23 protein-coding genes are annotated in these 25,861 nt (G+C 59.6%); 18 read left to right on the top strand and 5 right to left on the bottom strand.

All coding sequences use genetic code 11. The annotated features are described in order from the left end of the window. Window position 1: 1 nt before the first annotated feature. On the bottom strand, window positions 2–703 hold the full coding sequence (locus NZ453_RS12800; RefSeq protein ID WP_263771009.1) for a response regulator: 702 nt from the start codon (window positions 701–703) through the stop codon (window positions 2–4). 322 nt (window positions 704–1,025) lie between these two features. Here NZ453_RS12800 and phnD point away from each other — a divergent pair, with 322 nt between their 5' ends. The 4 genes from phnD (at window position 1,026) to phnE (NZ453_RS12780) (ending at window position 4,504) form a co-directional block, all read left to right on the top strand. Further along, window positions 1,026–2,033 carry a phosphate/phosphite/phosphonate ABC transporter substrate-binding protein gene (phnD, locus tag NZ453_RS12795; protein WP_263771008.1) on the top strand — a complete coding sequence of 336 codons (1,008 nt, stop codon included), beginning with the start codon at window positions 1,026–1,028 and terminating at the stop codon, window positions 2,031–2,033. 92 nt (window positions 2,034–2,125) lie between these two features. Continuing rightward, window positions 2,126–2,884, top strand: a complete 759-nt coding sequence (phnC, locus tag NZ453_RS12790; RefSeq protein WP_263771007.1) for a phosphonate ABC transporter ATP-binding protein — start codon at window positions 2,126–2,128, stop codon at window positions 2,882–2,884. Continuing rightward, window positions 2,881–3,696: a phosphonate ABC transporter, permease protein PhnE gene (gene phnE / locus NZ453_RS12785; protein ID WP_263771191.1), complete on the top strand. Its 816-nt coding sequence runs from the start codon at window positions 2,881–2,883 to the stop codon at window positions 3,694–3,696. Before phnC ends, phnE (NZ453_RS12785) begins: the two co-directional genes overlap by 4 nt. Beyond that, window positions 3,689–4,504, top strand: a complete 816-nt coding sequence (gene phnE, locus NZ453_RS12780) for a phosphonate ABC transporter, permease protein PhnE (RefSeq protein ID WP_263771006.1) — start codon at window positions 3,689–3,691, stop codon at window positions 4,502–4,504. Before phnE (NZ453_RS12785) ends, phnE (NZ453_RS12780) begins: the two co-directional genes overlap by 8 nt. Before the next feature lie 57 nt (window positions 4,505–4,561). Here phnE (NZ453_RS12780) and NZ453_RS12775 read toward each other — a convergent pair whose 3' ends face one another. The 3 genes from NZ453_RS12775 to NZ453_RS12765 all read right to left on the bottom strand — a co-directional run bounded on the left by NZ453_RS12775 (window position 4,562) and on the right by NZ453_RS12765 (window position 8,083). After that, complete coding sequence (locus NZ453_RS12775) at window positions 4,562–6,586, bottom strand: alpha-glucosidase (protein ID WP_263771005.1); 2,025 nt, start codon at window positions 6,584–6,586, stop codon at window positions 4,562–4,564. 20 nt (window positions 6,587–6,606) lie between these two features. Beyond that, window positions 6,607–7,284: a DUF4867 family protein gene (locus tag NZ453_RS12770; RefSeq protein WP_263771004.1), complete on the bottom strand. Its 678-nt coding sequence runs from the start codon at window positions 7,282–7,284 to the stop codon at window positions 6,607–6,609. Between the two features lie 118 nt (window positions 7,285–7,402). Further along, window positions 7,403–8,083, bottom strand: a complete 681-nt coding sequence (locus tag NZ453_RS12765; protein ID WP_263771003.1) for a transaldolase family protein — start codon at window positions 8,081–8,083, stop codon at window positions 7,403–7,405. 447 nt (window positions 8,084–8,530) lie between these two features. Between NZ453_RS12765 and yihU the strand changes: the two genes are divergently transcribed. The 9 genes from yihU to NZ453_RS12720 all read left to right on the top strand — a co-directional run bounded on the left by yihU (window position 8,531) and on the right by NZ453_RS12720 (window position 19,621). After that, window positions 8,531–9,430 (top strand): sulfolactaldehyde 3-reductase, encoded by a 900-nt coding sequence (gene yihU / locus NZ453_RS12760; protein WP_263771002.1) that lies wholly within the window; start codon window positions 8,531–8,533, stop codon window positions 9,428–9,430. A gap of 35 nt (window positions 9,431–9,465) precedes the next feature. After that, window positions 9,466–10,206, top strand: a complete 741-nt coding sequence (locus NZ453_RS12755; RefSeq protein WP_263771001.1) for a sulfite exporter TauE/SafE family protein — start codon at window positions 9,466–9,468, stop codon at window positions 10,204–10,206. 60 nt (window positions 10,207–10,266) lie between these two features. Continuing rightward, the gene (locus tag NZ453_RS12750) at window positions 10,267–11,613 is read left to right on the top strand and encodes an L-fucose/L-arabinose isomerase family protein (protein WP_263771000.1); all 1,347 of its coding nucleotides are present in this window, start codon (window positions 10,267–10,269) and stop codon (window positions 11,611–11,613) included. 175 nt (window positions 11,614–11,788) lie between these two features. Further along, entirely contained in the window at window positions 11,789–13,078 is a 1,290-nt protein-coding gene (locus NZ453_RS12745) for an ABC transporter substrate-binding protein (RefSeq protein ID WP_263770999.1), read from the top strand. A 187-nt stretch (window positions 13,079–13,265) separates the two neighbouring features. Then, on the top strand, window positions 13,266–14,183 hold the full coding sequence (locus tag NZ453_RS12740) for a carbohydrate ABC transporter permease (protein ID WP_263770998.1): 918 nt from the start codon (window positions 13,266–13,268) through the stop codon (window positions 14,181–14,183). Then, window positions 14,180–15,229: a carbohydrate ABC transporter permease gene (locus NZ453_RS12735; RefSeq protein WP_263770997.1), complete on the top strand. Its 1,050-nt coding sequence runs from the start codon at window positions 14,180–14,182 to the stop codon at window positions 15,227–15,229. The genes NZ453_RS12740 and NZ453_RS12735 overlap by 4 nt, the downstream gene beginning before the upstream one ends. Further along, window positions 15,230–16,309 carry an ABC transporter ATP-binding protein gene (locus tag NZ453_RS12730; RefSeq protein ID WP_263770996.1) on the top strand — a complete coding sequence of 360 codons (1,080 nt, stop codon included), beginning with the start codon at window positions 15,230–15,232 and terminating at the stop codon, window positions 16,307–16,309. It abuts the gene before it with no gap. Beyond that, window positions 16,309–18,702 carry a TIM-barrel domain-containing protein gene (locus NZ453_RS12725; RefSeq protein ID WP_263770995.1) on the top strand — a complete coding sequence of 798 codons (2,394 nt, stop codon included), beginning with the start codon at window positions 16,309–16,311 and terminating at the stop codon, window positions 18,700–18,702. The genes NZ453_RS12730 and NZ453_RS12725 overlap by 1 nt, the downstream gene beginning before the upstream one ends. Before the next feature lie 130 nt (window positions 18,703–18,832). Continuing rightward, window positions 18,833–19,621 carry a DeoR/GlpR family DNA-binding transcription regulator gene (locus NZ453_RS12720; protein WP_263770994.1) on the top strand — a complete coding sequence of 263 codons (789 nt, stop codon included), beginning with the start codon at window positions 18,833–18,835 and terminating at the stop codon, window positions 19,619–19,621. A gap of 77 nt (window positions 19,622–19,698) precedes the next feature. On the opposite strand, the gene glpK is transcribed toward NZ453_RS12720, so the two are convergent. Continuing rightward, window positions 19,699–21,204: a glycerol kinase GlpK gene (gene glpK, locus NZ453_RS12715; RefSeq protein WP_263770993.1), complete on the bottom strand. Its 1,506-nt coding sequence runs from the start codon at window positions 21,202–21,204 to the stop codon at window positions 19,699–19,701. Between the two features lie 221 nt (window positions 21,205–21,425). Here glpK and NZ453_RS12710 point away from each other — a divergent pair, with 221 nt between their 5' ends. The 5 genes from NZ453_RS12710 to NZ453_RS12690 form a co-directional block, all read left to right on the top strand. Next, a complete protein-coding gene (locus tag NZ453_RS12710) occupies window positions 21,426–21,821 on the top strand; it encodes a hypothetical protein (protein ID WP_263770992.1) in 396 nt (131 codons plus the stop codon). A 26-nt stretch (window positions 21,822–21,847) separates the two neighbouring features. Beyond that, the gene (locus NZ453_RS12705; protein ID WP_263770991.1) at window positions 21,848–22,885 is read left to right on the top strand and encodes a LacI family DNA-binding transcriptional regulator; all 1,038 of its coding nucleotides are present in this window, start codon (window positions 21,848–21,850) and stop codon (window positions 22,883–22,885) included. Between the two features lie 56 nt (window positions 22,886–22,941). Beyond that, entirely contained in the window at window positions 22,942–23,931 is a 990-nt protein-coding gene (dhaK, locus tag NZ453_RS12700) for a dihydroxyacetone kinase subunit DhaK (RefSeq protein ID WP_263770990.1), read from the top strand. 617 nt (window positions 23,932–24,548) lie between these two features. Then, complete coding sequence (locus tag NZ453_RS12695; protein ID WP_263770989.1) at window positions 24,549–25,640, top strand: ABC transporter ATP-binding protein; 1,092 nt, start codon at window positions 24,549–24,551, stop codon at window positions 25,638–25,640. 1 nt (window position 25,641) lies between these two features. Further along, window positions 25,642–25,861 (top strand): ATP-binding cassette domain-containing protein (locus NZ453_RS12690; RefSeq protein WP_263770988.1); only part of this gene is annotated, 220 nt, incomplete at its 3' end.

The following is a 25,861-nucleotide window of genomic DNA, read 5'->3' as shown; positions in this document are numbered from 1 at the left end:
GCTAGACCTCCGCCCCTGCCACTTTTTCCGCTGCAGCGTTCTCCTCGCGCAAAAGGTAGCCAAGGCCGCGCAACGTCATGAGTACCGTGCCTGTCCCGACGAGCTTCTTGCGCAATCGATGGGCGACAACTTCGATCGCCTCGAAATGAACTTGATCTTCTTCGACGAAAACGATGCGGAACAGCCGTTCCTTGGTGATTGCATGCCCCGGTTTGGCGATAAGTTCCTGCAGCATCGACTTCTCGCGCGGGGGGAGGGGGAACGGTTCGTCGCCGACATAGAAGGCTCCGGAGTCCCGCTCGAGTCGAAGCTGCCCGCAGACGAGGCGGCTCTCCTCGTAACCCCGAATGCGACGGGACAGCGCCCGAATGCGGGCTTCGAGTTCGTCGAGGTCGAAGGGTTTCGAGAGATAGTCGTCGCCGCCGGCATTGAGCCCCGCGATGCGGTCACCGATCGACGAGCGCGCGGTGAGTATGAGGACTGGCGTGAGGATTTTTGCGGCACGCATGCGCTGCAGCAAATGCAAGCCGTCTTCTCCCGGAATCGAAAGGTCGAGAATGACAATGTCGTGGATTCGTTGCCGGATGACCTGGAAGGCCTTGACGCCGTCGAAGCACGCTGTGACTGTGTATCCCCGTTTTTCCAGCGCTCGCAAGAGCGCTTTCGATAGGTCGGGATCGTCTTCAACAACCAGGATTCTCATGGCGTGCCGCTAAGTTCGAACCTAGGCAGCTTAATGTACCGAGGGGTAGATGGAAAGTGCCGAACGCCCTTGTCCCCATACTCCGGCGATCGTGAAAGCTGATTGAAAGGGAGCGGAAAGGCAATCGCAAGGCTCGGCACGGGATGGCGCCCGAACGACTGATCGAGGCGATTAGAATCGCTGGCCGGACGGTGATGGTATCGCGATGAAAAAGCCGACATCGCGATGTGTGCCGTCCAAACGAACGAGAAGTGGGAGCGTGTTGCGTGGTGGAAAGTCAGCGAAGCACGGGGCGTTTTCGGCTTAATTCTGGAGCAAGAAGATGATCAAGATGTCCACAAATATCAAGCGTTGCCTGCTCGGCCTTGCGCTGGCGAGTACGGCGGCATCGAACGCTGTTCTGGCGCAGGACAATTGTCCGAATCGCGGTGAGCTCGACACGATGTACTGCGATGCGAATAACGACCTCGTTGCTGATCCACCCACCGACGCGAAGAAATTCCGCGACCCGAACACGTTGGTCTTCGCCTTCACTCCGGTGGAGGACCCCTCGGTCTACGAAAAGCTGTTCCAGCCCTTCATGGCTCACCTCTCGCAATGCGTCGGCAAAAAGACTGTGTTCTTCGCCGTGCAGTCGAATTCGGCGGAAATTGAGGCGATGCGGTCCGGGCGTTTGCACCTGGCGGCGTTTTCGACAGGTCCGACCAACTTCGCGGTGAATATCGCCGGCGCGGTCCCCTTCGCGATCCGTGGCACGGCGAACGGTCCCGAAGGCGTTTCGATCCAGCTCATCGTGCGTAAGGACAGCCCGTACAAGAAGATCACAGACCTCAAGGGCAAGAAGGTCGCGCACACCTCGCCGTCTTCGAACTCTGGCAATCTCGCGCCGCGCGCATTGTTCCCCGGCCTTGGGTTGACGCCCGAGAAGGATTACCAAGTCGTCTTTTCGGGCAAGCATGACCAGTCGATCCTCGGCGTGAAATCGGGAGACTACGATGCCGCACCGGTGGCGAGCGACGTCCTCCAGCACATGATCGAGCGGGGTGTCGTGAAGGCCGACGACTTCAACATTCTCTATACGAGCGAGAAGTTCCCGACCGACTCGTACGCTTATGCGCACGACCTTGAGCCGAAGCTCGTCGAGAAGATCAAGAACTGCTTCTTCGACTACAAGATTCCGGCCGAAATGGCCAAGGGTTTGGGCGGCGACCGCTTCCTTCCTGCGAACTACAAGAAGGATTGGGACATCGTGCGCAAGGTGTCGTTGGCGGCAGGGCAGAATCTGAGCCGTGCCGGCTACGAAGCCGAGCAGGCCAAGGCGAAGAAGTAAGCGCCATTTTTTTCCGGCGACCGGGGTGCATTCCCGGCGCGCCGGAAAAGCAGAACCGTTTCCAACCTATCGATTCAAGGAATTGTCACAGCATGGCGGCTGTTCTCAACATCAGGGGATTGACGAAGGCGTACAAGCCCGGCATGCCGGTCCTCAAGGGTATCGACCTGGATTTCGACGAACGAGGGCTGACCGCGATCATCGGCTCTTCCGGGACAGGCAAGTCGACGCTGATCCGGATCATCAACCGGCTCGTTAATCCGACGGAGGGATCGATCCTATTCAAGGGCGTCGAGCTTTCCCGCATCGAGGGGAGGCAGTTGCGCGAAGTGCGCCGGCGTATCGGCATGGTCTTTCAGGAATACAACCTCGTCGAGCGGCTTTCGGTGATGGAAAACCTGCTCACCGGGCGATTGGGCTACGTGAGTGCTCTCGACGCCTGGCGGCGCAAGTTTCCGGAAGAAGACGTCACGCATGCTTATGAACTGCTCGACATCATCGGGTTGTCGGATTTCGCGCATCAGCGCGCGGACAGCTTGTCGGGAGGGCAGCGGCAGCGTGTAGGCATCGCCCGCGCATTGATGCAACGTCCTGAAATCCTGCTCGCCGACGAGCCGACGTCGTCGCTTGATCCGAAGACTTCTGTCGAAATCATGGAACTGCTCAAATCGCAGGGCGTGACTAACGGGATTCCCGTTGTCGTGAACATCCATGACGTCGAACTGGCTCGTCGTTTTGCCGACCGTATCGTTGGCATGACGGGTGGGCGGGTTGTCTTCGACGGACCACCGGCGCAACTCACCGACGACCATTTGAAAATGATCTACGGAGGCGAAGGGTGGCTGCAATGAGTGGCGCCCGGCTAGGGCCAACCGCGCGTGGTAAGCGCTCCGGGATCCGGCCGTTCCATTCGTCCTGGCAGGCAAAGCTTCTGGCGATTGTCGTGGCGGCCTACGCCGTATATGCGCTCGGCCAGCTCGAGTTCTCCGCAGAACGCTTTGTCAAAGGGCTGGACAATGGCGCGCGCTTTCTCGCGCGCATGTTTCCGCCGAGTTATCGCAACGGCGACCAGATCGTTACCGGGTTTGTCGAGAGCATGCAGATCGCCGTGCTGGCCACGTTCTTCGGCGTAATGCTATCGCTACCGATCGCGGTCCTCGGTGCCCGCAACCTGATGCCGGCGTGGGCAACGTGGCCAGCGCGCCTCATCGTTACGCTCTGCCGGGCTTTCAACCCGGTCATCGTGGCCATCGTCTTCATCAAGGCTGTGGGTTTTGGTGCGCTGGCGGGGGTGCTCGCGCTTATCGTCGCTTCGGTCGGGTTCGTCGGCAAGTTGTTCATGGAAGCCATCGAGGAAATCTCGATGAAGCAGATTGAGGCCGTGCGGGCCACCGGCGCACCGTTCCTGAGCGTGGTTACGTATGGGGTGTTACCGCAGGTGATCGGGCGTCTGGTCGGCTTCTGCACATACCAGCTCGACGCCAATCTGCGCAATTCGACGATGGTTGGCATCGTCGGCGCGGGCGGGATCGGGGCGGCGCTCTTCGCCGGTTTCCAGCGTTTCGAATACGACTTCGTTCTCGCCATTCTGATCACGATCATCGCGGTCGTTCTGCTCGGCGAATTTGCATCCAACTATGTCAAGCGAATTTTTCATGTCTAACGCGATGGCCACCGTGCCGGCTTCCCGAACTTGGCAGCGGCACACCGTCGGTCAGAAGCTTGCGCGCACGGCGCTCTGGTTGCTGATCGCCGTAGCCGTCGCTTTGTCGGTCCAAAGCATCAACGTCATTTGGGAATTTCTCTGGGACGCGCCGGAACAAATGATGGACATGGGGCGGCGCATGTGGCCGCCGGATCTCGCGTACTACCCCAAGACCGTGCATGCGGCGCTTATGGAGACGTTCCACATTGCGACGCTGGGGACGATTTTCTCGATGGTGTTTGCGCTGCCGCTGTCGATCCTGGCGGCTCACAACATTACGCCGCATAAAGGGCTTAACCTCTTTGCGAAAACGATGTTGGTTTCGAGCCGGTCGGTAAACTCGTTGGTTTGGGCGCTGCTTTTCGTGGCGGTCTTTGGGCCGGGACCACTGGCCGGGGCAGTGGCGATTGCATGCCGCTCGGTCGGCTTCGTCGGCAAGCTGCTCGGAGAGGCGCTCGAAGAAGTGCATTTCGGCGCCATCGAAGCGCTCAAGGCGGCAGGCGCATCGCAGACGAGCCAGATTCTCTACGGCTACTGGCCGGCCGTGAAGCCAGCCTTCTGGTCGATCATGCTCCTGCGTTGGGATATCAATATCCGCGAGTCGTCGGTACTCGGGCTCGTCGGTGCCGGGGGCCTGGGAATGGCCATGAACGCGGCGATCGACACCTTCGAGTGGGACCGTGTCGCCGTCATTTTGCTTACGATCTTCGCCGTCGTCGTCATCGGCGAGGTGGTGGTGACGTACTTCCGTCGTCGACTCATCTGAAAACGGTGGTTCCCGGCGTCAGACAGGCGCCGGGAACTGGTCTTCGGGTCCTGCCGGTCAGGCGCGCGCGGCGGCGAGAAACACCGCCTCCCATGGCGTCCCGGATCGGTAGAACGCCGGAATTTCGCCGATCGGCGCGTCGACTTCCACCGTCTGCCCGCCGAGATGGCTCTTACCGCTCCATAGATGCGTCCATGTTTCTCCCGCGGGTAGATACGCACGCCAACGGGTGACGGCGGACTTGTGGACCGGGGCGACGAGAAGATCGGGCCCGTACATGTAGTGGTCGTGGATCGCCCAGGTGTTGCGGTCGTCTTCGAAGTGCAACGCGAGCGGGCGCTGGATCGGCAGGCCGGTGCTTGCTGCCTCCTGTGAAAGCGTCTTGAGGTAAGGAACAAGCGTCTTGTAGATCCGCGTCATGCGGGCGAAGTGAGCGAGGGCGCGTTCGGACTGGTAGAACTGGAACGATTCGTCCGGCCGGTTACCCTCATGGGTGCGCATCACCGGGGTGAAGGCGCTCATCTCTGCCCAGCGCATGAACACTTCCTCGGTGCGTACGTTGCCGTAAAGCGTGGTGTAGCCGCCGACGTCGCTGTGGCTGACGGCATTGCCCAGCAAACCGGCGGAAAGCGCGGCGCAAATCGCCGTCTCCATGCCGTCATGCCGCGAGAAGTCCACGCACTGATCACCTGCCCACTGCAGTTTGCAGTAGCGTTGCGATCCCGTGTAGCCGGCACGCATGAAGAACAGGATGTCGTCGCTCAGCCCGGCTTCCGCTATCGCCTCGGCATTGACGCGTGCCCAGAGCTCGGGCCATCGGTTGTGGACCTTCCAGCCGTCCTCGCCCGATGCCACCCGCATGTCGGTCGGCTGGTATTCGCCGAAGTCGGCCATCCAGCCGGAGATGCCGAGATCGAGCATGTTGCGCTTGATGATCCGGTCCTTGTACCACTGCCGGCCTGCCTCGCTCGTGAGGTCGACAAAACCGCAATCGAACTCGCCGAAGTCGATGGTGCAAAGCGAGCCGTCGGGATTTTTCGTCAGCAGCCCCTTTGCCGCCGCTTCCTTGAACAGTTCGCCGTCGGAGCAGAGGTTCGGGTTGTTGTAGGTGAGGAAGCGGATGCCGCGTTCCCTCAACCGCCGGATTTGCACCGGTAGTTCCGGGTAACGCTGTGCGTTCCATTGCCAATTCCAGAACAGGCGCGCGCCGAAGGATGTCTGGCGCAGTCCGCACCAATCTTCGCACCACAGGCCGGACACGTTTATCCCGGCACTCAGGGCTTGCTCAAGGATTTCGAGGTTGCGCTCCAGACCGCGTTTCAGGCCGAGGATGGCTCCGTTGTACACCCATTCCGGGATATGTCCGCTATGCCCGAAACGCTGTGCAAGCTGCTGCACCAAGTTCTTCAGGCTGACGCCGGCGAACAGTTCAAAGCGGAAATCGGCGTCCCACACCTCGAGCTCATGGAACATCGGCGAGGTGAAGTCGAGCACGGAATACGCCGACGAATCGATGTGCAAGGCGTAGTGCCGGCTGGAAATGAAAGTGGGCTGTGGGTAGTACGTGGCCGCTTCATGCGCGCCGGCTTGTCCCTGGATTTCCGCAAGCATCGTCATGCGCGTTGTCATGTCGCGCCCGACGCCCGGTTCCTGTACCCACATTGAGAAACGCCGGCCGGCAAGGCTGAAGTGCGAAAACTGCTCCCCACCTCCCCACAGGTGTTCGCCTGGTTCGTTCTGCAGTCGGATCCAGAAGCGGTTCAGCCCGCCCCCTAGACATACGCCGATGGTCCGGCGGGCCTTGTCGATGGTGAGCGTAACCCGCTGCTCGCTGTCCTTTCCCTGAAGCGTCAGAAAAGTTTGCGAAGCGCCGTTTTGCACGGCAATGACGGTGAGCGGCGCGCGCGCGAGCACACGGTCGTGCACTTTGAAATTGCCACGATACAGATGGCTCTCCGGTTCCCCTTTGCCCGCGAAGAACGCCGGCGCGTCGGGCTCGTGCCGGATCAGAACGTTCCCACCCAACGAGACAATGAAGCTCTCGCCTGTGGACGCGAAAACCAGGCAATCCTCTTCAGGCACGGCGGTCCCCTCTGCTGTCGTTATTGGTAGTTTATCCGCAGGTTGGGGCCGATCAGTGCGGCCACCGCGCCGCGTGAAAGAGCTACCTGATTGTCAGGATGTGCCAGCATCCATTTCCCCTTGCGGAATAGCAGCCGCGACTCGGGGTCTTCCCGCTGGATCTGAGCTTGCGGCGGAAGATCGGTGTTGGTCCCGAGTGGCAGGACGATCACCGCCTTGAAGCCTGCATCACTGACCCGGCTCGGTGCCAAATGAAGCGCCGTCGGTTTAAGTTCGAGCGCTGTCCCCGTCGGAACGAAGAAGGCCTCGACGTGTTTTACGTCCATCGTGAAGTTGACCAGGTGACCGTAATCGGCGAGTTGCAGTACGAGGTCGGTTTGTGCCACGACCACCTCGATCGACTTGTGGTACTCCAGGCCATTGAGAAGGCTGCTGTTCCCATTGCAGTAGCCTGCCTGGATCGGCATGCCGGCGAACAGCGTGTCCCGCACCTGCTCGAACGGCGGCAGTGCCTCGAGCTCCGGATCGCCCGGGATGTAGATGTTGCCCTCGGCGGGAAGGAGCGTTTGCTTCTCGAGATAACGGAGCCAACCCGTGAAGTTATAACCCGGCAAAACGCGGCCGTACAGCGCAAACGCGGCGTCGGCCACGTGGTGTACCGGGAGATGCGGATTGAGCGCTTGCAGTTTTTCCTTCATGTCTGTCGCTTCCTCGAAGGCAGATACGGCGTTGTTCAGGTTTCGACGCCGCTTCACAATCGGTGGCCTGAGCGCTCTATCGGCATCTGCGACGCGCGCTTTTCCTGTCCTTCGATGTTCAGTCGGTGGCTGTGCCGTCCCACGCGTTCTGGAAGATCTCCAGCCCCTTCTTCGTGTAGGGGTGCTCGAAACCGCCCTGATAGACAGCCAGTCCGCAGGTGACGATGTGGGCCCCAAGCCGAGCCGCGTCAACGATCTGCTTGCTGCTACGCAAGGCGGCGATGATGATCTGCGTCGCAAAACCATAGGTGCGGTAGATCGCCATGATGTCGGCCAGGTACTGCCCGCAGTCGTCGCCGTGCTCCTCCTTCCAGCCGACGAACGGGGATACGAAGAGCGCACCGTTCTTGGCGGCGGGTATGGCTTGTGATGGCGAAAAGACCAGGGTGACGTTGGTCCGGATACCTTCCTTTTCGAGTTTGCGGGAAGCCGTCAATCCCTGTTCGGTACATGGAAGCTTGATGACAAAGTTGGGGCAGAGGGCTGCGATGGGGCGGGCCGCTTCAATCATTTCGGCCGACAGTGCCAGATGCGGATTGATTTCCACCGAGACCGGAAATTTCTCGTAGCCGTTGAGCCCTTGTTTATCGACCCATGCCGCAATGTCCTTCAGCACCGTGCGGAGCGGTTTGCCGCTGGCCTGAACGTGGCGCGGATTCGTCGTTACGCCATCGATGCCAAACGTGTTGTAAGCGAGGTCGATTTCGTCGAGCTTCGCGCTGTCGAGAAAATACTTCATGGCCGTCACTCCTCTCTGATTGATCGAAACCGGTACGCGCCATCCTCGTTGCGGCCACTTCCGGCTGCGCGACGGCGCAAAGCCAGCGGCGCGATTCGTTCGAGTCCAGCGACGAAATCATTCTACGCTGAATAAATCAAAAAACAACAGAAATAAACACTAAACAACAACGAGCGTCGCCGTATTGGACCGAAACAGCTGATTTCTTACTGACTTTACTGAGAGGCGGTGGCCTTCACCTTTGTTTGCACAAGAGTGGTTTTATTGTAACTGTTTGAAAATACATGTTAACTTAAAATTTGTCGCTCGTTGGCTACCCCTTGGCGAGGTTTTTGTAAAAAAATGAGCGTTTATGATTGTTATTTTTCGGTGGTTGGTATAAATTGCCTACAAACAACCAGCATTGCCTCGGATATCTGCTCCGAAGCTTGGCAAAAAGGAGAGGTCATGGCGGTCATCGCGTTTGTCGGGCTCGGCCAAATGGGACGGCCGATGTCGCTCAATCTGATGAAGGGCGGGCACACGCTCCAGGTTTTCGACGTCGACCGCACGGCGGTGGACGTTCTTGCGCAGGCAGGCGCGAAGGGGTGCGCCAGTCCTGCCGAAGCGGCGCGGGGTGCCGAGTTCCTGATCACCATGCTGCCCAACGGCGACTTGGTTCAGGACGTTCTATTCGGCGATCAGGGGGCCACCACGACGCTTGCGTCTAGCGCGCTTGTCATCGACATGTCGACCATTCATCCGCTGCAGACCGACCAGTTGATTGCCCGCATGGCGAAGATCGGGATTGAGATGATGGACGTGCCGGTTGGCCGCACCTCCGATCACGCGGTGACGGGGTCGTTGCTCTTGCTGGCAGGTGGAACCGAATTGCAGATCGAGCGCGCCAAACCTGTCCTGATGCTAATGGGGAACGAACTCGTCAACGCGGGTGGTCCGGGCATGGGCATCCGCGTCAAGATCGTCAACAACTACATGAGCATCGCGCTGAACGCGCTGTCGGCCGAGGCGGCCACCTTGTGCGAAGCCCTTGGCCTGGATTTCGACGTGGCGTTGACGGTGATGAAGGGGACGCCTGCCAACAAGGGGCACTTCACGACGACATGGCCCGGCAAAGTGCTCAAGGGTGATCTTTCGCCGGCTTTCATGGTGGACCACGCCCATAAGGACATCGGACTAGCGCTCGACGTCGCGAACCGCTTGCATACGACGCTTCCGATGGGGGCCGCGGCCAGGGAAATTTACAATCAGGCACGCGCCAAGGGGAGGGGGCGGCAGGATTGGACTGCCGTGCTAGAGCACCTGCGTGACGCGTCGGGGCTGCGGACCCCGACGGGCATACGCTGAACCGGCTACGCGAGTCTTCAGAGAGAACGAAGGCAATGGAAGCTGCCTGGGTAGCCGCCGTGATTCTGCTCGGGACGTTCGTTCAGGGACTAACCGGATTCGGACTCGCGCTCGTGTCTGTGCCTTTGCTTTCACTCCTGCTCGACGTCAAGTTGGCCGTTCCGGTTGCCGGCCTTTTCGGCTGGTTGATCACGTTCCCACTCGTCATCCGCATGCGCCAGCATGTGCAATGGCGGACGGGTTTCATCATGGCCGGTGCTTCGTTGCCTGGTTCGTTGCTGGGTGCGAACGTACTCAAGCTGATGCCGGCACGCTGGATTCTCGTCGCCATGGGGACCGTCCTGGTCGTCTCGTCGGTCCATGCGTTGCGGGGAAGAATGGCCGTTGCGCGAGGCGGGCAGCCGGCCGGTCTTTCGTCGGCGCTGGCCGGTTTCTGTTCGGGAACATTGGGCGCGAGCGTCGGCGAACCGGGACCGCCGGCCATTGCGTTCGCCTCAATGCAGTCGTGGACCGCGGATCAGGTCAAGGCGAGCCTGGTGTTCTTCTTCATGCTGCAGATGGTGGGGGCCATGGCCGGCTTTTGGAGCAAAGGCTTGCTGACCGGTGAAGTGTTCTCGCTCTTCGCCTGGGGAGTGCCGAGCTTCTTGCTTGGCCTATACGCCGGGGTGAAAGCCTGGGACCGATTGCAGGCAAGGCGTATCAACTATCACGCGCTGGTGCATGGATTCCTGTTTTGCATCGGTTCCTATCTTTTTATTCGCCACCTGTTTTCTTGAGGGGGATGATGCAATGACACAAATGCGCGGCGAGGTGCCGCAAACCATGCGAGGAAACTGATGAACTCAGAGAGACCGAGAATTGGCGTCATCGCCGTTGGCCGTTCTACGTTCGACGTCGACTACGCCCGAGAAGTCTTCGAGTCCGCGTGGGCGGGGTTAAGCCGCCTGCCAATCGAGATCGTCGGGGAAAAGGTTCTGCATTTCGATAGCGATCCGGCGCTCGCGGCATTCTCAGCGGTCAATGCCCGGGGTATCGACGTATTGTTACTCCTGCAGGTGACGTTCACCGATGCTTCCGTTTGCGCGACGATTGCCCGCGATCTGGGCGTTCCGCTGATCGTATGGACGTTTCCGGAAGCGCGTACGGGCGGGCGGCTACGCCTCAATTCCTTTTGCGGCGTAAACCTCGCCAGCCATGCATTGAGCCGATTGGGGAAGACGCTGGATAACGTCCACGGGGCGCCGGAGAGCACCGAAACCCTGGCCAAGATCGAAGAACTGGCACGCGCCGCAGCCGTCGTGCGGAAGCTCGCCGAAGCCCGGATTCTTGTCGTCGGTGAGCATCCGGTGGGTTTCGATGCCTGCAATTACGACGGCCATATGCTTGAGTCGCGTTTCGGTGTGCGGTCGGAGCGAGTGGCTGTCGACGAATTCATCGAGAGCGTCAAGCGTCTTCCCGATTCGTCCGCCGATGAGGCGTTCGCGCGTCGCGCCGCCGATTTCCCGAACCTCGCGGAGATGGATCAGGCTGCGACACATAAGACGCTGAAGGTCTATGCGGAATTGCGTTCGCGAGCCGAGAGCGAAGGCTTTGCCGGCATCGCCGTGCGGTGCTGGCCGGAGTTTTTCACTCAGTACGGCTGTGCGGCGTGCGGTGCGATCGCGCTTATGAACGAGGATCGCCGGCCCGGTGGTTGCGAGGCGGATATGTACGGCGTCGTTTCCTCGCTGATTCTGCAGTGGACGTCGGAGAAGGGCGTATTTAATACGGACCTCGTCGATATCGATGCTCAAAGCGACACGGTCGTCTTCTGGCATTGTGGACAGGCACCTATCGAAATGGCCGATCCCGACGTGCAGCCGATAGCGACGATTCACTCGAACCGGAAGCTGCCCTTGCTGTCGCAGTTTCCGCTTAAACCAGGGCGCATCACGCTGTGCCGGGTTACGCAGGGGCAGGGTAAATTGCGCATGATGCTGGCGGGGGGGGAGATGCAAAAAGCGCCGCTGGCCTATTCTGGTACGTCGGGCGTAGCGCGGCTAGACGCGAATGCCGATGTGTTCCGCCAACGCCTTCTTGACGCCGGCATGGAACACCATTGTTCATTGACGTATGGTGAGCACCGCCCGGTTTTGCGCCAGATCGCCAAGTATCTCGGTCTGGAACTGGTCGAGCTGACATAAGCAGGTATGGGCGCCCGCCAACCAGGGAAAGCGGGCCAGTCCATATGGAAAGTGGTTGGGATGGAGAGGGTTTTTCCAGTGAGGTGAGGCATCAGGCGCTGTAGCGTGTTCTTCTGATACGGAGCTTTGGCGGCCGGATCGGGTCGTTCGTTCAACTTCAAACGGGGGTCTGGTTATGAAATTGCAGCGAAACAGAATTATCGTGGCGATGTCAGTCGGCGTCCTTCTAGGCATCGGTTCCCAGGCGGTTGCACAGGAACTGCGCGTGCAGTGTTACTCCGACGGCAACGAATGCGAAGTCACGGGCGACATCGCCAAACGCTTCGAGGCGGCGAACCCGGGCATTAAGGTCGTGATCGACAAGGTTCCTTACAAAGCCGTCGTCGAGCAGCTGCCGGTGCAGCTGGCGGCGGGTGAAGGCCCGGATATCGGGCGTGTAACCGACCTCGGCGGGCTCAACAAGTACTACCTCGACCTTACGCCTTACCTTGGCGCAGCGCGCGTCAAGTACTGGCAGGATAACCTCGCCTCGACGCTGAGTTGGTTCCGCTCGCCGGAAGAGAAGGCGGCGGGCAAAGGCATCTATGGCTTGATGTCGCAACTCACGGTCACCGGCGGCTTCGTGAACAAGACGCTCTTCGAGCAGGCAAACATTCCGTTGCCGCCCGCAACGGCCACCTGGGATGATTGGATGGCCGCGGCCAAGAAGGTGGCTGACGCGACGAAGACGCCGTTCGCTATGGCGATGGATCGTAGCGGTCACCGCTTCGCTCCGTTGGCCGTTGCTTATGGCGCAAAGATCTTCGATGACAAAGGCAAGCCGATCATGGACGAGGGATACAAGACGGCGGCCAAGAAATTCATCGATTGGCACAAGAACGGCCTGATGCCGAAAGAGGTCTGGGGTGGTGTCGGCGGTTCCCAGTATCGCGACGCTTTTGACGAATTCGTCAACGGCCGCGTCGTCATGTACTACTCGGGCTCCTGGCAAGTCAGGCGGATGAGCTCCCAGGCAAGCAAGGCCTTCGACTGGGCCGTCATTCCGGCACCTTGTGGTCCGGCGGCGTGTACGGCGATGCCGGGTGGAGCGGCGTATGTTGCCTTCAAGCGCACGAAGAACCCGGCGGCGGCGGCCAAGTTCCTCGACTTCCTGGCGGGCGATGCCGTCTATGCCGAGCTGATGGCCAAGACCGAGAACATTCCGGCACATCTTGGCGTCGCGAAAGCCGGTGTGAACTATGACGTGTCGCCGGCGGCCAAGACCGCGCTGAACACTTTTGTCGCCGACGTTCCGAAGATCGCCAAGGCGAATTACGAGCTTCAAGGCTACGGGCTCAACCGGGCCGTGTTTCTGCCCACGGCGCAGCGTCTCGGACAAGCGGTTGCCGGGGAATTATCGGCGGACGATGCGATCGCGCGTCTTGCGGCGGACATGGACGAACAGGTGAAAGGCGCCGCCAAATAACTCGTTCGAACAAGCCGTGCGGGAAGGGCGCCGCGCGGCGCCGGGGGCCGGAGTCCCGGTCCCTTTACCCGGCCACGGTATCCGTGAGATTGGCCGATGAGCCGGGCTACGGAACTGCCGGCCGGACCTTACCGGTCGCCTTGCAAGGATTAGCGATGCATCTTGTTGCCAACGAGGGGAGGGCTCGATGAATAAGGCGGCGCGTACTCCCTGGTATTTCCTCACGCCAAATCTGGTGATCTTCGGCGTCTTCACGTTCTTGCCGATCGTCATCAACTTCTACTACGCCTTCACCGGCGGAGTTCAGCTCTATCCGCAAGACCGTCCCTACGTCGGCTGGGACAATATGGCGACCCTGCTCGACTGCAAGAACTATTGGGACGTCTCCACCTGCCGCAAAGACCTGTTCTGGCGGGCCGTTTGGAACACCGCCTATTTTTCGGTGCTGCAGGTCGTGCTGATGATCCTCTTCAGTCTCATCACTGCGCTCGTGCTTAACCGCAAGATCATCGGTCGTGGATTCTGGCGCGGCGTTTTCTTCTATCCGGTCCTGCTTTCGCCGGTGGTCGTTTCCCTGATCTGGAAGTGGATTCTGCAACGTGACGGACTGCTCAATGCCATCGTCGTCGCGATCGGCGGCGAGCCCGTACTGTGGCTCGGCGAGCCCGAATGGGCCTTCTTTTGGGTCACCTTCGTCAGCATCTGGTCGCAAATGGGGTTTTACACGTTGATCCTGCTTTCCGGTCTGCAGGCTATCCCAGCCGATCTGTACGAGGCGGCGCAAATGGATCGCGCCTCGCCGTGGCGAACACTGTGGCGAATCACGCTTCCTCTTTTGATGCCGAACATGATCGTCGTCGGCGTCCTCGGCGCCATCCGTGCGGTACAGACCTTCGACAACGTCTTCGTGCTCACCGGGGGTGGTCCGGGCTCGGCGACCATGTTCGTCGTCCAATACATCTATCAGACGGCATTCCAGGAGCAGATCCGCCTCTACGGCATTGCGGCGGCGGGTTCGCTTCTGCTTGCGCTCGCATTGATCGTGCTAACGCTACTGCAGCTGCGGGTCACGAAGGCCGAATCAGCCGGGGAGCGTGCCAAATGAAGCTCGTCTCGTACCTCACTGCCACCCGGGGCCGCAGCCGCTTGCATTGGACCGACTGGCTCACCTACGCCTATCTCTGCGTCGGCTTGTTCCTGATGTTCGGGCCCGTCCTCTGGCTGGTTGCCTCGTCATTCAAGACCGAAGCCGCCTTGAGTGAATTCCCGCCGACGCTCCTTCCCTACGGGCAGAAGTCAGTCATGGTGCCAGGTGAAGAGAAACCGAAACCGGTTTTTCGCGTCAAGCTGCCCGACGGCACCATGAAGGAGTTGCCGGAAATACGGCGTATCGGCCTGATGGCTACGTATGTCGACCCGGCGAAACCCGAAGAACCGATCCGCGTAAACATCAAGGATCGCCAGCCGGTGCGCGAATTCCGTCTGGCGACTGAGAACTACTCCGACCTGATGAGGAAGCTCGACTTCGGAAAATACCTCTGGAATTCGGTATTCATCACGATCGTGGCCACGGTGATCACGTTGCTGTTCAACTCGATGGCCGCATTCGCATTGTCGAAATACCAGTTTCGGGGGCGCTCCGGTGTTTTCCTCTTCATCATCGCCACACTGATGGTGCCGCCGGCGATCGTGCTTGTGCCGAACTTCCTGGTCGTGACCGAACTCGGATTGCTGAACAGCCTGTGGGCGGTGATCTGGCCGGCCGTTGCCACGCCGACAGGCGTGTTCATGCTGCGGCAATACATGCTCACCATTCCCGACGAGCTGCTCGAGGCTGCGCGCATGGACCACGCCAGCGAATGGCAAATCTACTGGCGCATCATGCTGCCGTTGTCGGCCCCCGCGCTTGCCGTGCTTGCCATCTTCTCGATCATGTGGCGCTGGAACGATTTCCTGTGGCCTCTGATCGTGCTTTCCAAGGCCGAGAAATTCACGCTACAGCTCGCGCTCAACGCGTTCCAGGGCGATCTCATTACCCAGTGGAATTACCTGTTGGCCATGACCGTAATCACCTTGCTGCCGGTCACGGTCGTCTTCGCCTTCTTGCAAAAACACATCACTCAGGGCATCGCCTCGGCGGGAGTCAAATAAATGGCGTCACTGGAACTGAAGAAAATCATCAAGGACTTTGGCGAGACGCGCGTAATCCACGGGGTCGACCTGCAGGTGGACGATGGTGAATTCGTCGTCTTCGTCGGCCCGTCGGGTTGCGGCAAGTCGACGCTGTTACGCCTGATTTGCGGGCTGGAACACGCATCGAGCGGCGACATTTTTCTCGAAGGCGAACGCGTAAACGATGTCCGCGCCGCCGACCGCGGACTGGCGATGGTTTTCCAGTCGTATGCGCTCTATCCGCATATGACGGTCTACCAGAACATGGCCTTCGGGTTGGAAAACATGGGGCTGCCGAAAGCCGCGATCAAAGCAAAAGTGGGCGAAGCCGCGAAGCTGCTGCGTCTCGACACGCTGCTCGAAAGAAAACCCACCCAGCTCTCCGGAGGGCAAAGGCAGCGCGTAGCGATCGGTCGGGCCATCGTGCGTGAGCCGAAGATATTCCTGTTCGACGAACCCCTATCGAATCTCGATGCTGAGCTGCGCGTCTCGATGCGCAGTGAGATTACCGGTCTGCATCGCAGGCTCGGCTCGACCATGATCTATGTGACTCATGATCAGGTTGAGGCCATGACGATGGCCGACAAGATCGTCGTCCTGCGCCAGGGGAGGATCGAGCAGGTCGGGTCGCCGCTCGAGCTTTACAACCGGCCGGCCAATCGTTTCGTCGCCGGTTTCATCGGATCGCCGCAGATGAATTTCCTGCCTGTCAGGAGTGAGGCGGGCAGCCGCTTGGCGACCACCTTTGGGACAGCGTTCTCGCTAGATATCGAGAGTGGTCTTGCCGAGGGAAAGACCTATATGCTCGGTGTCCGCCCCGAGCACTTGAGTCTCGAAGAGTCTCCGGGAGCCCTGTCGCTCGCCCTTAAGGTCGTCGAAGTCGAGCAACTGGGTGGACATTGCCTGATCTACGGCATGTTGCCCGATGGAAACACACGGATCACGCTCCATTGCGAAGGCCAGCAGTCGACGCAAATCGGCGATGCGGTGGTTGTTTATGCACCGCCGGCGAATTGTCATCTGTTCGAGAAGGACGGAGAGGAAAGGACGATACGCTGATGACACCGCTACGCGTTGCCAGAATACTGTCCAGCCGCGCGAGCGGCATCGATCTTTCATTGGGCCTTGGTTGGACCTGCCGAGTGACGATGGTCGGCGAGGGTATCGGGCGCGTGCTGTTCGTCCCGCCTGGCGGGCTGCGTGAGCCGCGGACGTGGGTGATCGGAGCGAAGGCCGAGCAGGAATCCGCATGGAACGGCATCGACCGGCTGCAGTTGTTTCCGGGCGCCCAAGGGGCGATCTCAGGTTCGCCCGATTCTCCGACGCTCACGGGCCATGGCCTGCGCGTGCATGTCGCGCTTGATCCTTTTGGCCTGACATGGGAACAATGGGATGGCGCTGCGTGGCAGGCATGCTGTGCCGACCGGGGGTCCTACGCCTATGCAGCAGCGGGGCGTAGCGGCGCATTGATGCACTGGCAGGCGCGGGACGAGAACGATCAATACTTCGGCCTCGGCGACAAGACGGGGCGTCTCGACAAAAGCGGCCGCCGGATGCGCACGCGGCAACTCGATGCCCTCGGCTACAACGCTGAGGCCAGCGATCCCTTGTACAAGCACTGGCCGTTCTTCCTTGGACGCCGTGCCGATACGGGCAGCGCCTATGGCGTTTACTACGACACCTTGGCGGAATGCACCTTCGATTTCGGTCAGGAGTTCGACAACTACCACGGATTCTTTCGCTCGACCGAAATCGCCGACGGCGATCTCGATTACTACGTCATCGCTGGGCCCGACGTACCAAGCGCGTTGGCACGCTACGTGGGCACGATTGGTGGCACGGCCATGCCGCCCAGGTGGACACTGGGTTACGCGAACACGACGATGGCATTGACCGATTTCCCCGACGCGCAGGTGAGAATCGCCGCCTTCCTCGAACGGGCAAAAACTGAAAGCTTCCCGCTCTCCAGTTATCATTTTGGCTCAGGTTATTCGAGCCGCGGCAAGCGGCGTTACGTATTTACATGGAATACCGAAAAGTTCCCCGATGCGCCGGCGCTCATGCGGTCGTTTAAGGAGGCCGGTGTACGTACCGTCGCCAACCTCAAACCCTGCCTGCTTGAAGATCACCCGGCCTATGCCGGCCTCGCGGAGCATGGCGGTTTTATCCGCGACGCCGCAGACGGAAAGCCGTGCCTCGACCAGTTCTGGGACGGCTGGGGCGCGCATCTCGATTTCACGCGCGATAGCGATCGTTCCTGGTGGCAGGCCAATCTGCAGGAACAGATTCTCGACGTCGGCATCGACGCCGGATGGAACGACAACAACGAGTACGAAATCTGGAGCGAAACGGGCGTTTCCTGCGGTGGAGGCCAAGCCATTCCCATCCATCGCTCACGTGCTTTGCACGCCCTGCTCATGACACGGGCCACGGCGACACAACAGGCCGCTGCAAAACCCGGCGAGCGAGTATTTACCGTGACACGTGCGGGTCCGCCTGGCATTCAGCGTTTCGCTCAGACATGGAGCGGCGACAATACGACGAGCTGGCACACGGTGCGTTGGAATCAGCGCATGGCTCTGACGATGAGTCTCTCCGGGCTATTCAACGTGGGCCACGATATCGGCGGCTTTGCCGGCCCGGTTCCCGACGCCGAAATGCTGATACGGTGGTCGCAGGCTTGTTGCCTCGTCCCGCGTATGATCATGAATTCGTGGAAGCCTGACGGCAGTGTCAATTCGCCATGGTTGCATTCCGAGGCCACGGCACCGATCCGGGCGGCAATCGGGTTGCGTCTGCACCTCATGCCCTACCTCTACACCTTGATGTGGCAGGCAAGCAGGCAGCATGTCCCGGTCTTGCGACCGACCTTCTTCCATTTCGCGGACGACGCCGCGTGCTGGAATGAGAACGACGAGATGCTCGTCGGTCCGGATTTGCTCGTCGCCCCCGTGTTCGAGCCCGGTGTGCGTCAGCGGACGCTTTATCTGCCGCGCGGCAAACATGCGACCGGTTGGTACGATTTCTGGTCCGGAGCTTACTATGCTGGTGGCCAGACGATCGCCGTCGATGTGCCGCTCGATCGATTGCCTTTGTTTGTGCGCGCCGGCGCATTGCTGCCGGCGACCGACACTTGGAGCGACTCAGAAAAAACGGAAGAGGCATCGCGTCGTCTCTATGTCTTTCCGACCTTGGCGGACGCCGGCGACACGGAAATGCAAACCGTGCTGTTCGAAGACGACGGCCTGCAAGCCTCATTCTCCGACGCGACCTGCGCATGGCTGGCGTTCTCGGCGCGTTGGCGTAGGGAAGAACTCGAACTGGATGTGACCCGGGAAGGTGCGTGGACCTTGCCCTACACGCGCGTTCGCGTCGTCCGGCCGGGTGGCGACAAGCGTTTGCTGGCGTTACGTGCGGAGCCGGCGGTCGGCGTCACCTTGTTCGAAGGATGACGATGATTGACCGCACGCTTCGTTGCCGGGATACTTGCTTCCCCGTCGACCGGTGCGTGGCAAACATCAACCGGGCGTTTGGTGCGAGACCGCGCCCCGATTCATTCGGCGTTTCTTTCTTGATCTACCCATGAGTACCGACACTCCACCGTTCGCTCCCGTCGTTACCGGAAACCCGCGTTACGATCAGCTCCTTTCGCTCGTCAAGGCGAACGGACATATGCGCATTGACGAACTCGCGGCGCAGCTCAACGTGTCGGCGCAAACCGTGCGCCGTGACATCAAGCGTCTGAGCGAAGACGGTATTCTTTCCCGATATCACGGCGGCGCGAGCCAGGCATCGAGCGCCATCAATCGGGAACTCGAAGAGCGCGAGGTTTCGCAGACCACGGAGAAGTGGAAGATCGCTCAGGCGCTTGCTGAGCGCATTCCCGATCGCAGTACCGTATTCCTGGCCGCCGGCACGACGATAGAGGCCGTCGCCAAGGCACTCTGCGCCCGGCGTGAGTTGAGGATCATTACGTCCTGCTTGCGCGTCGCCAACCTGCTGTACAAGCGCCGTGATTTCGACGTCATGATCCCGGGCGGGTCATTGCGCCCACAAAACAGCGGCATCATTGGCCCGAGTGCGCAGGAGTTCCTGCATCGCTTCCGTGCCGACTACTACATCAGCAGCGCCGGTGCGATCGACGATCAGGGAACGATCCTCGAGTACGATTTCAATGAGGTGGCGGTCATGAAAATCATGATGGCCAACTCGAAGCAGGCCTTCCTGGCCATCGACCACACGAAATTCAGCGCATCGGCATCGGTCGAGCTCGGCAACACGTCCTGCCTTGATGTCTTGTTCACCGACGAGGCGCCGCCGGAGCCATTGGCTTCGTTGCTTTCACAGCAACAGGTCGAGGTCGTCTTCTAAACGTTCCTCATCATCTGCCCGGTCAGTCGCTCTGCATATCCGGTGTCCGGCACGTTCGGTCGCCGCGCCGACCGTTCTTACGGTTCAGCGTCTGCCCAGCCCCGGGACCGATCGACGGCTTTTCTCCAGCCCGCATAGGCCTTGTCGCGGTCCGCGGCGGACATCGACGGCGCAAAGGTCCGGTCCACGTGCCATGTCTCGGCGATCTCGGCCTTGTTCTTCCAGAAGCCGACGGCAAGGCCGGCGAGAAAGGCTGCGCCGAGCGCCGTCGTTTCGGTGACTTGTGGGCGGTGCACGGGCACGCCGAGGATGTCTGCCTGGAACTGCATCAGGAAGTTGTTGGCCACGGCGCCGCCATCCACCTTGAGCGCTTTCAGCGTGATGCCGGAGTCATCTTGCATGGCCTGCAAGACGTCGCGCGTTTTGTACGCAATCGATTCGAGGGCGGCTCGGACGATATGGTTGCGGTTCGCGCCTCGTGTCAGACCGACGATGATGCCGCGAGCGTACATGTCCCAGTAAGGTGCGCCGAGCCCGACAAAAGCCGGGACGAAATAGACTCCGTTGGTGTCCGGAACCGCCATGGCGAGTTCTTCGGACTGCGCCGCGTTATCGATGAGCTTCAGTTCATCGCGCAGCCATTGGATCGCTGCCCCGGCGACGAAAATGCTGCCTTCCAGCGCGTACTCGATCTTCCCGTCCACTCCCCAGGCGATCGTCGTCACTAGTCCATTGCGCGAAGGCACCGGGCGCTCCCCGGTGTTCATTAGCATGAAGCATCCCGTACCGTAGGTGTTCTTCGCCATCCCGTCGGCGAAGCAGGCGTGTCCGAAGAGCGCGGCATGCTGGTCGCCCGCATCGCCCGCGATGGCAATTGCGGCGCCGCCGAAGATCTGCGGATCGGTGTGCCCATAGACGTGACTCGATGGTTTGACTTCCGGCAGCATGGCGGCCGGGATGCCAAGTTCGCCGAGGATCTTCGAGTCCCACTCCAGCGTCTTGATGTTGAACAGCATCGTGCGCGAGGCGTTGGTGTAGTCGGTGGCGTGTACGTGGCCGCGGGTCAGGTTCCATATCAGCCAAGTGTCGACGTTGCCGAACAGGAGCTCGCCGCGTTCGGCGCGTTCGCGCGCACCCGCCACATGATCCAGGATCCACTTGACCTTGGTTCCGGAAAAATAGGCATCGACAACGAGACCGGTGTTTTCGCGGATGTAGGGTTCGAGTCCGCGTGCCTTAAGTTCGTCGCAAACACCTGCCGTGCGGCGGCATTGCCAGACGATCGCTTTGTACACCGGCTTACCCGTGGCCTTCTCCCAAACGATGGCCGTCTCTCGCTGGTTGGTGATACCCATCGCGATGATCTCTTCCGGGCGGACGCTTGCCTTCTCGAGAACTTCGTTGGCAACGCCACTCTGCGTGCCCCAGATTTCCATTGGGTCATGTTCGACCCAGCCGGCCTTGGGGTAGAACTGGGTGACCCCTTTCTGAGCTACGCAGACAGGCGTGCCCGATCGGTCGAAAAGGATGGCTCGCGAACTGGTGGTACCTTGGTCAAGTGCCAGAACGTAATTCTTTGTCATCTCACTGCGCTCTCGTGTCGGGTGGCGTTCCGCATTCCACGGCATGCGCATCTAACTCACCCGTGAGCCTGCTCCTTGGACAGGACTCTGCGATCGGGAATTGTATCGTTTCCCGCTCACCGGGCAGCCAGCCAGCGGATCAGGTTATTGCTGCTTTTACGGGCAATCGGTCAGTTCGCTGCCAAAGACGCGCTTATCGGCCACATACGTGCGGTGGACTCATGAGCAAACGTACAACGTTCGCCGGCCGTATCCCCGCGCATGATCTCGTCGATCAACTGAATGTGGTACGAATACAGACCTTTGGCGGGCCAGAAGGTTCTGGCAGGGATGACCGGCACGAGGACGGCCAACCCGTCGAGGAAGCCGTTTACCTCCTGAACCACAAACGCACATGCAGGGGGAGATGCATGCGACGGAACCTCTCTCTGCTACAGACAGTTGTTGTTGTTTATTTCCGAATCGTCGGACTGCCCGCATCTGCGCGTGGCAGCGACCTTGTCGATGGCGACTCGCATGGCGCCGACTGCCTGGCAAACGTCCAGATGGGAACGGCGCTGCTATCCGATCGCTTCCCCGTTGCTGCACCAAGGATCGTGCGCAGAGTGGTAGACTGAAAAAAAACAAGCAAGACCTTATCGCCATGAATGTCCCTCCCGCATCAACGATTGCTGATATCGCTCGCCTTGCCGGAGTTGGAACTGCCACCGTGGACAGAGTCCTGAACGGACGCCCGGGGGTTAACCACGAAACGATACAAAAGGTCATGCAGGCCGTCGCAGCGCTTGGCGAACCTCCGGTGCTGCGCGGACGCCCTCGACAAAGAAGCAATTTCCGATTTGCGTACGTGCTCCCGGTTGGCGATTCGCAGTTCTTCGATCAGGTCGAACGTCAGATTGCCTTGAACGCTGGCGATTTTCGCCACAAGCACACGACCGAGGTGACCTACCGCTTCAACTCCGATGACCCGGCGGAGTTCGCCGCTAACCTCACCCAGGTCTCGGACTGCGACGGGATCGCATTGCTCGCGCCAGACTTGCCCGCCATTAAGCTTGCGATCAATGAAAAAGTCCGTGCGGGCGTGCACGTGGTAACTCTGTTTTCCGACGTCGCGGGTTCCATGCGCGAGGTCTATGTCGGGGCGGATAACCGTGCGGCCGGCAGGACGGCGGGCCTGCTTCTGGCGCGCATGTCCGCCCCGCCACGCGATACCCTCCTGGTGCTTTCCCAAGCCACTCGCCTGTCGGCGGAGATCGAGCGCCCGATTGGTTTCGCCCAGGTCGTCGAAGAACGCTTCGCTCATCTGCAAGTCCAGCGTGCTCCGGATTTACCGCCGGACGATGACGGCGCATACGAGGTATTGCGCGAGTTTCTGCGGAATGAAATCGAACCAAGTCGCCTTGCCGGTATCTACAGCGTCGGTTCCGGAACCGCCGGTGTTGTGCGAGCGATTGAAGAATTGGGGCTCGACGATTCTCCGGGGCTCGTTGCGCACGACTTCACCGAATTGCATCAATCGCTGCTAATAAGTGGCGATTTGTCTTACGTCCTGCATCAGGATATTCATTACTGCGTGCTGACGGCAGCTCGGGTACTGAGGGCTTTGTGTGAAAACGTGCGCGGCGCCCTGAATGTCGTCCAGCCACGCGTTGAAATCCTCACTGCCGAAAATCTCCACTAAAGCGGTGAACTCATGTATTGGCCTAGTTTAAATATAATTTTTTCTCGAGGCGGCCTATGAAAAATCTCATGAATCACGTTGATACGATTCGTGACGAATCACTGGACGGGTTTGCGGCGGCTCACACCGACATCGTCGTGTTGGGGCCGGAGCGTGAGTATATTCGGCGCAAGCATATCCAGCCGGGCAAGGTCGCGTTGATTTCCGGAGGGGGGGCCGGACACGAGCCGCTGCATGTCGGTTTTGTCGGCCATGGCATGCTGGATGCTGCTTGTCCGGGGCAGATTTTCACTTCGCCGACTCCCAACCAGATGATTAACGCGGCCAATGCCGTCGATGGGGGTGCTGGCGTACTTTTTATCGTCAAGAACTATCCTGGCGATATGATGAATTTCGAGATGGCCGCCGAAATGCTTGATCAGGACAGCGACATTGTCATCGTTAACGATGACGTGGCGCTGGAGGATTCTCTACACACAACGGGCAGGCGGGGCGTTGCCGGGACGCTGATTGTTGAGAAAATCCTGGGGGCGGCTGCGGAACGCGGTTATCCCTTGAGAAAGCTCAAGGCGCTCGGCGATGCAGTAAACAAGTCCATCGCATCCATGGGGGTCGCCCTCACGTCGTGTACGGTACCCGCTGTGGGCAAGCCGACCTTTCAGATCAGCTCGAAAGACATGGAAATCGGAGTCGGTATTCACGGCGAACCAGGGCTCAAACGTGTGCCATTGGCGAGCGCCGATGCAATCGCTGCCGAATTGACGGGAGCCATCATGAAGGATCTGTCCCTGAAATCCGGCCAGCAAGTGATATTGCTGGTCAATGGATTCGGAGGCACGCCCCTGCTGGAGTTGTACTTGATGGTTAACTGCGCCCGTAACATTCTGGCCAAAGCGGGAATCAATGTTGTCCGCTATCTGACGGGAACCTACGTGACGTCGCTCGAAATGGCCGGATGCTCGATCACGGTATCGGCTTTTGACGACGAAATCCTGGAACTGTGGGATGCTCCCGTTCACACCTCCGCCTTGCGTTGGGGGATGTAGTTCGCATATCCCGGCCTGACGTCTGGATGATCCTTCATAGGGCAGGCCGCGCCATCCGACAAAGTAGATAGTCCCGCTCCTTGCGTCCCGCCGGCCTGAAGGTCGACGGGACGTTCCCTCCGCTTCAAATGCGCTCGGGTTTTCCCGCTTCAAGGCGGGGTGCCGCGCGTCCCCCGCCCGATTCCCGATCTTTGCCCGTGTGCCATTTCGCGCCGGACAGGATCATCTTTACCAAGAAAAAAGCGCTTGCCTTTGTACTTCAAGAGTCAGAACCGAGTTCTCTTGGTGACTAAAGGTTGGTGCCAAACAAAATAACACGATGATTTTAAATGGAAAAATTACCAAATTCCCTCGCATTGATTTGATTGATTTATTTTCTTGATTTGTACTTAAAACCGGTGTTAGATTAACAACATCAAAAAAACATCACATCAGGGTAAGGGTACTTCTCAATGACGCATTGTGCCTTCACGTTTCGCCATGGGCGCTCTTTCAGCGTCGTCAGTGAATTTCCCTGCTAGACCCCGCTGCCGCAAGACAGAGTACTTGATTTGAGCCGTTTCAATTGAAAAGGGAAGCGTGATTCGACTTTAAACATCATAGAAAAGGGTGGTGTCATGCAGTTGACTCTGAATAGCATCAGCAAGATCGTTGGCCCGCAAACTTGGCTGTATGACATGAGTATTTCCCCGTGCAGTGGTGCGGTGACGGTCTTACTGGGCGCGACCCAGGCGGGAAAAACAAGTCTTATGCGGGTGATGGCTGGGTTGGACGAGCCGTCGAGCGGCGATGTGCTGGTCGATGGAAAAAGCGTGGTTGGCGTTCCCGTACGTGAACGCAATGTGTCGATGGTTTACCAGCAGTTCATCAATTACTCCTCCCTAAAAGTCTCCGACAATATTGCTTCGCCGATGAAATTGCGGGGCGAGAAGAACGCGCGGCAGCGCGTGAGGCAGCTTGCGGAAAAACTGCACATCGAGATGTTTCTCGACCGCTATCCGGCCGAGCTCTCCGGCGGGCAGCAGCAACGCGTCGCGTTAGCACGGGCGCTGGCGAAGGGCGCGCCTCTAATGCTCCTCGACGAGCCGCTGGTCAACCTCGACTACAAATTGCGCGAAGAACTGCGTGACGAGTTGACCGCCTTGTTCGCTGAAGGCAACTCGACAGTGGTCTATGCGACGACGGAGCCCAGCGAAGCCTTGCTGCTGGGCGGTTATACGGCGGTACTCGACGCAGGGGAGTTGCTCCAGTACGGGCCGACGGCCGACGTTTTCAACAATCCAAAATCGCTACGCGTGGCACGCGCATTCAGCGACCCACCAATGAATCTGGTTGCGGCGAATGGCATCGCCGAAGGCTTACAGCTGGAATGCGGGCCGCGGATTCCACTTCGCCTACCGAAAACCAACTCTCAAAAATTCACCGCCGGCCTGCGTGCCAGCGCCGTGCGCGTGGCCCACCAGGACGGCGATATCTCATTGCCCGCCAAGGTCGAGTTGGCGGAAATCTCTGGGTCCGACACCTTCGTTCACTTCGAGACACTGGCTGGCGAACTGATCGGAACAACGGAACTGGTCGCGCAGTTGCCCGGCGTTCATTACTTCGAGCTAGGTACACCGGTCACGCTTTATTTCGACCCGGCGCAGATCTACGTTTTCGACGAGGAGGGAGAACTCCTGTTATCTCCTCGGCGCGGAGGAGGGTGCTGATATGGCGTGCATTGAACTCGATCTGGCGCATGCCTATCTGCCCAACCCCAAGCAGGACAGTGACTACGCCTTGCTACCCTTGAAGATGACGTTTGAAGACGGGGGAGCGTATGCGTTGCTCGGGCCGTCGGGCTGCGGCAAGACGACGATGCTCAACATCATGTCGGGCTTGGTGGCGCCCTCGCAGGGCACCGTGAAGTTCGACGGTCGCGACGTCACGC

It is taken from the genome of Propionivibrio soli (assembly GCF_025770765.1).
Taxonomy (GTDB): Bacteria; Pseudomonadota; Gammaproteobacteria; order Burkholderiales; family Rhodocyclaceae; genus Propionivibrio; species Propionivibrio soli.
Note: the sequence above shows the minus strand (reverse complement) of the source record. Positions and strands in the feature narration are given on the sequence as shown.

Bases quoted from the DNA above. Each gene is read 5' to 3' on its own strand.
- NZ453_RS12765 (WP_263771003.1), bottom strand. From the start codon at position 8,083: ATGAAGTATTTTCTCGACAGCGCGAAGCTCGACGAAATCGACCTCGCT.
- NZ453_RS12725 (WP_263770995.1), top strand. From the start codon at position 16,309: ATGACACCGCTACGCGTTGCCAGAATACTGTCCAGCCGCGCGAGCGGC.
- NZ453_RS12705 (WP_263770991.1), top strand. From the start codon at position 21,848: ATGAATGTCCCTCCCGCATCAACGATTGCTGATATCGCTCGCCTTGCC.
- phnC (WP_263771007.1), top strand. From the start codon at position 2,126: ATGGCGGCTGTTCTCAACATCAGGGGATTGACGAAGGCGTACAAGCCC.
- NZ453_RS12740 (WP_263770998.1), top strand. From the start codon at position 13,266: ATGAATAAGGCGGCGCGTACTCCCTGGTATTTCCTCACGCCAAATCTG.
- NZ453_RS12800 (WP_263771009.1), bottom strand. From the start codon at position 703: ATGAGAATCCTGGTTGTTGAAGACGATCCCGACCTATCGAAAGCGCTC.
- NZ453_RS12730 (WP_263770996.1), top strand. From the start codon at position 15,230: ATGGCGTCACTGGAACTGAAGAAAATCATCAAGGACTTTGGCGAGACG.
- yihU (WP_263771002.1), top strand. From the start codon at position 8,531: ATGGCGGTCATCGCGTTTGTCGGGCTCGGCCAAATGGGACGGCCGATG.
- dhaK (WP_263770990.1), top strand. From the start codon at position 22,942: ATGAAAAATCTCATGAATCACGTTGATACGATTCGTGACGAATCACTG.
- phnD (WP_263771008.1), top strand. From the start codon at position 1,026: ATGATCAAGATGTCCACAAATATCAAGCGTTGCCTGCTCGGCCTTGCG.
- glpK (WP_263770993.1), bottom strand. From the start codon at position 21,204: ATGACAAAGAATTACGTTCTGGCACTTGACCAAGGTACCACCAGTTCG.
- NZ453_RS12710 (WP_263770992.1), top strand. From the start codon at position 21,426: ATGAGCAAACGTACAACGTTCGCCGGCCGTATCCCCGCGCATGATCTC.
- phnE (WP_263771191.1), top strand. From the start codon at position 2,881: ATGAGTGGCGCCCGGCTAGGGCCAACCGCGCGTGGTAAGCGCTCCGGG.
- NZ453_RS12720 (WP_263770994.1), top strand. From the start codon at position 18,833: ATGAGTACCGACACTCCACCGTTCGCTCCCGTCGTTACCGGAAACCCG.
- NZ453_RS12750 (WP_263771000.1), top strand. From the start codon at position 10,267: ATGAACTCAGAGAGACCGAGAATTGGCGTCATCGCCGTTGGCCGTTCT.
- NZ453_RS12695 (WP_263770989.1), top strand. From the start codon at position 24,549: ATGCAGTTGACTCTGAATAGCATCAGCAAGATCGTTGGCCCGCAAACT.
- NZ453_RS12770 (WP_263771004.1), bottom strand. From the start codon at position 7,284: ATGAAGGAAAAACTGCAAGCGCTCAATCCGCATCTCCCGGTACACCAC.
- NZ453_RS12735 (WP_263770997.1), top strand. From the start codon at position 14,180: ATGAAGCTCGTCTCGTACCTCACTGCCACCCGGGGCCGCAGCCGCTTG.
- phnE (WP_263771006.1), top strand. From the start codon at position 3,689: ATGTCTAACGCGATGGCCACCGTGCCGGCTTCCCGAACTTGGCAGCGG.
- NZ453_RS12745 (WP_263770999.1), top strand. From the start codon at position 11,789: ATGAAATTGCAGCGAAACAGAATTATCGTGGCGATGTCAGTCGGCGTC.
- NZ453_RS12755 (WP_263771001.1), top strand. From the start codon at position 9,466: ATGGAAGCTGCCTGGGTAGCCGCCGTGATTCTGCTCGGGACGTTCGTT.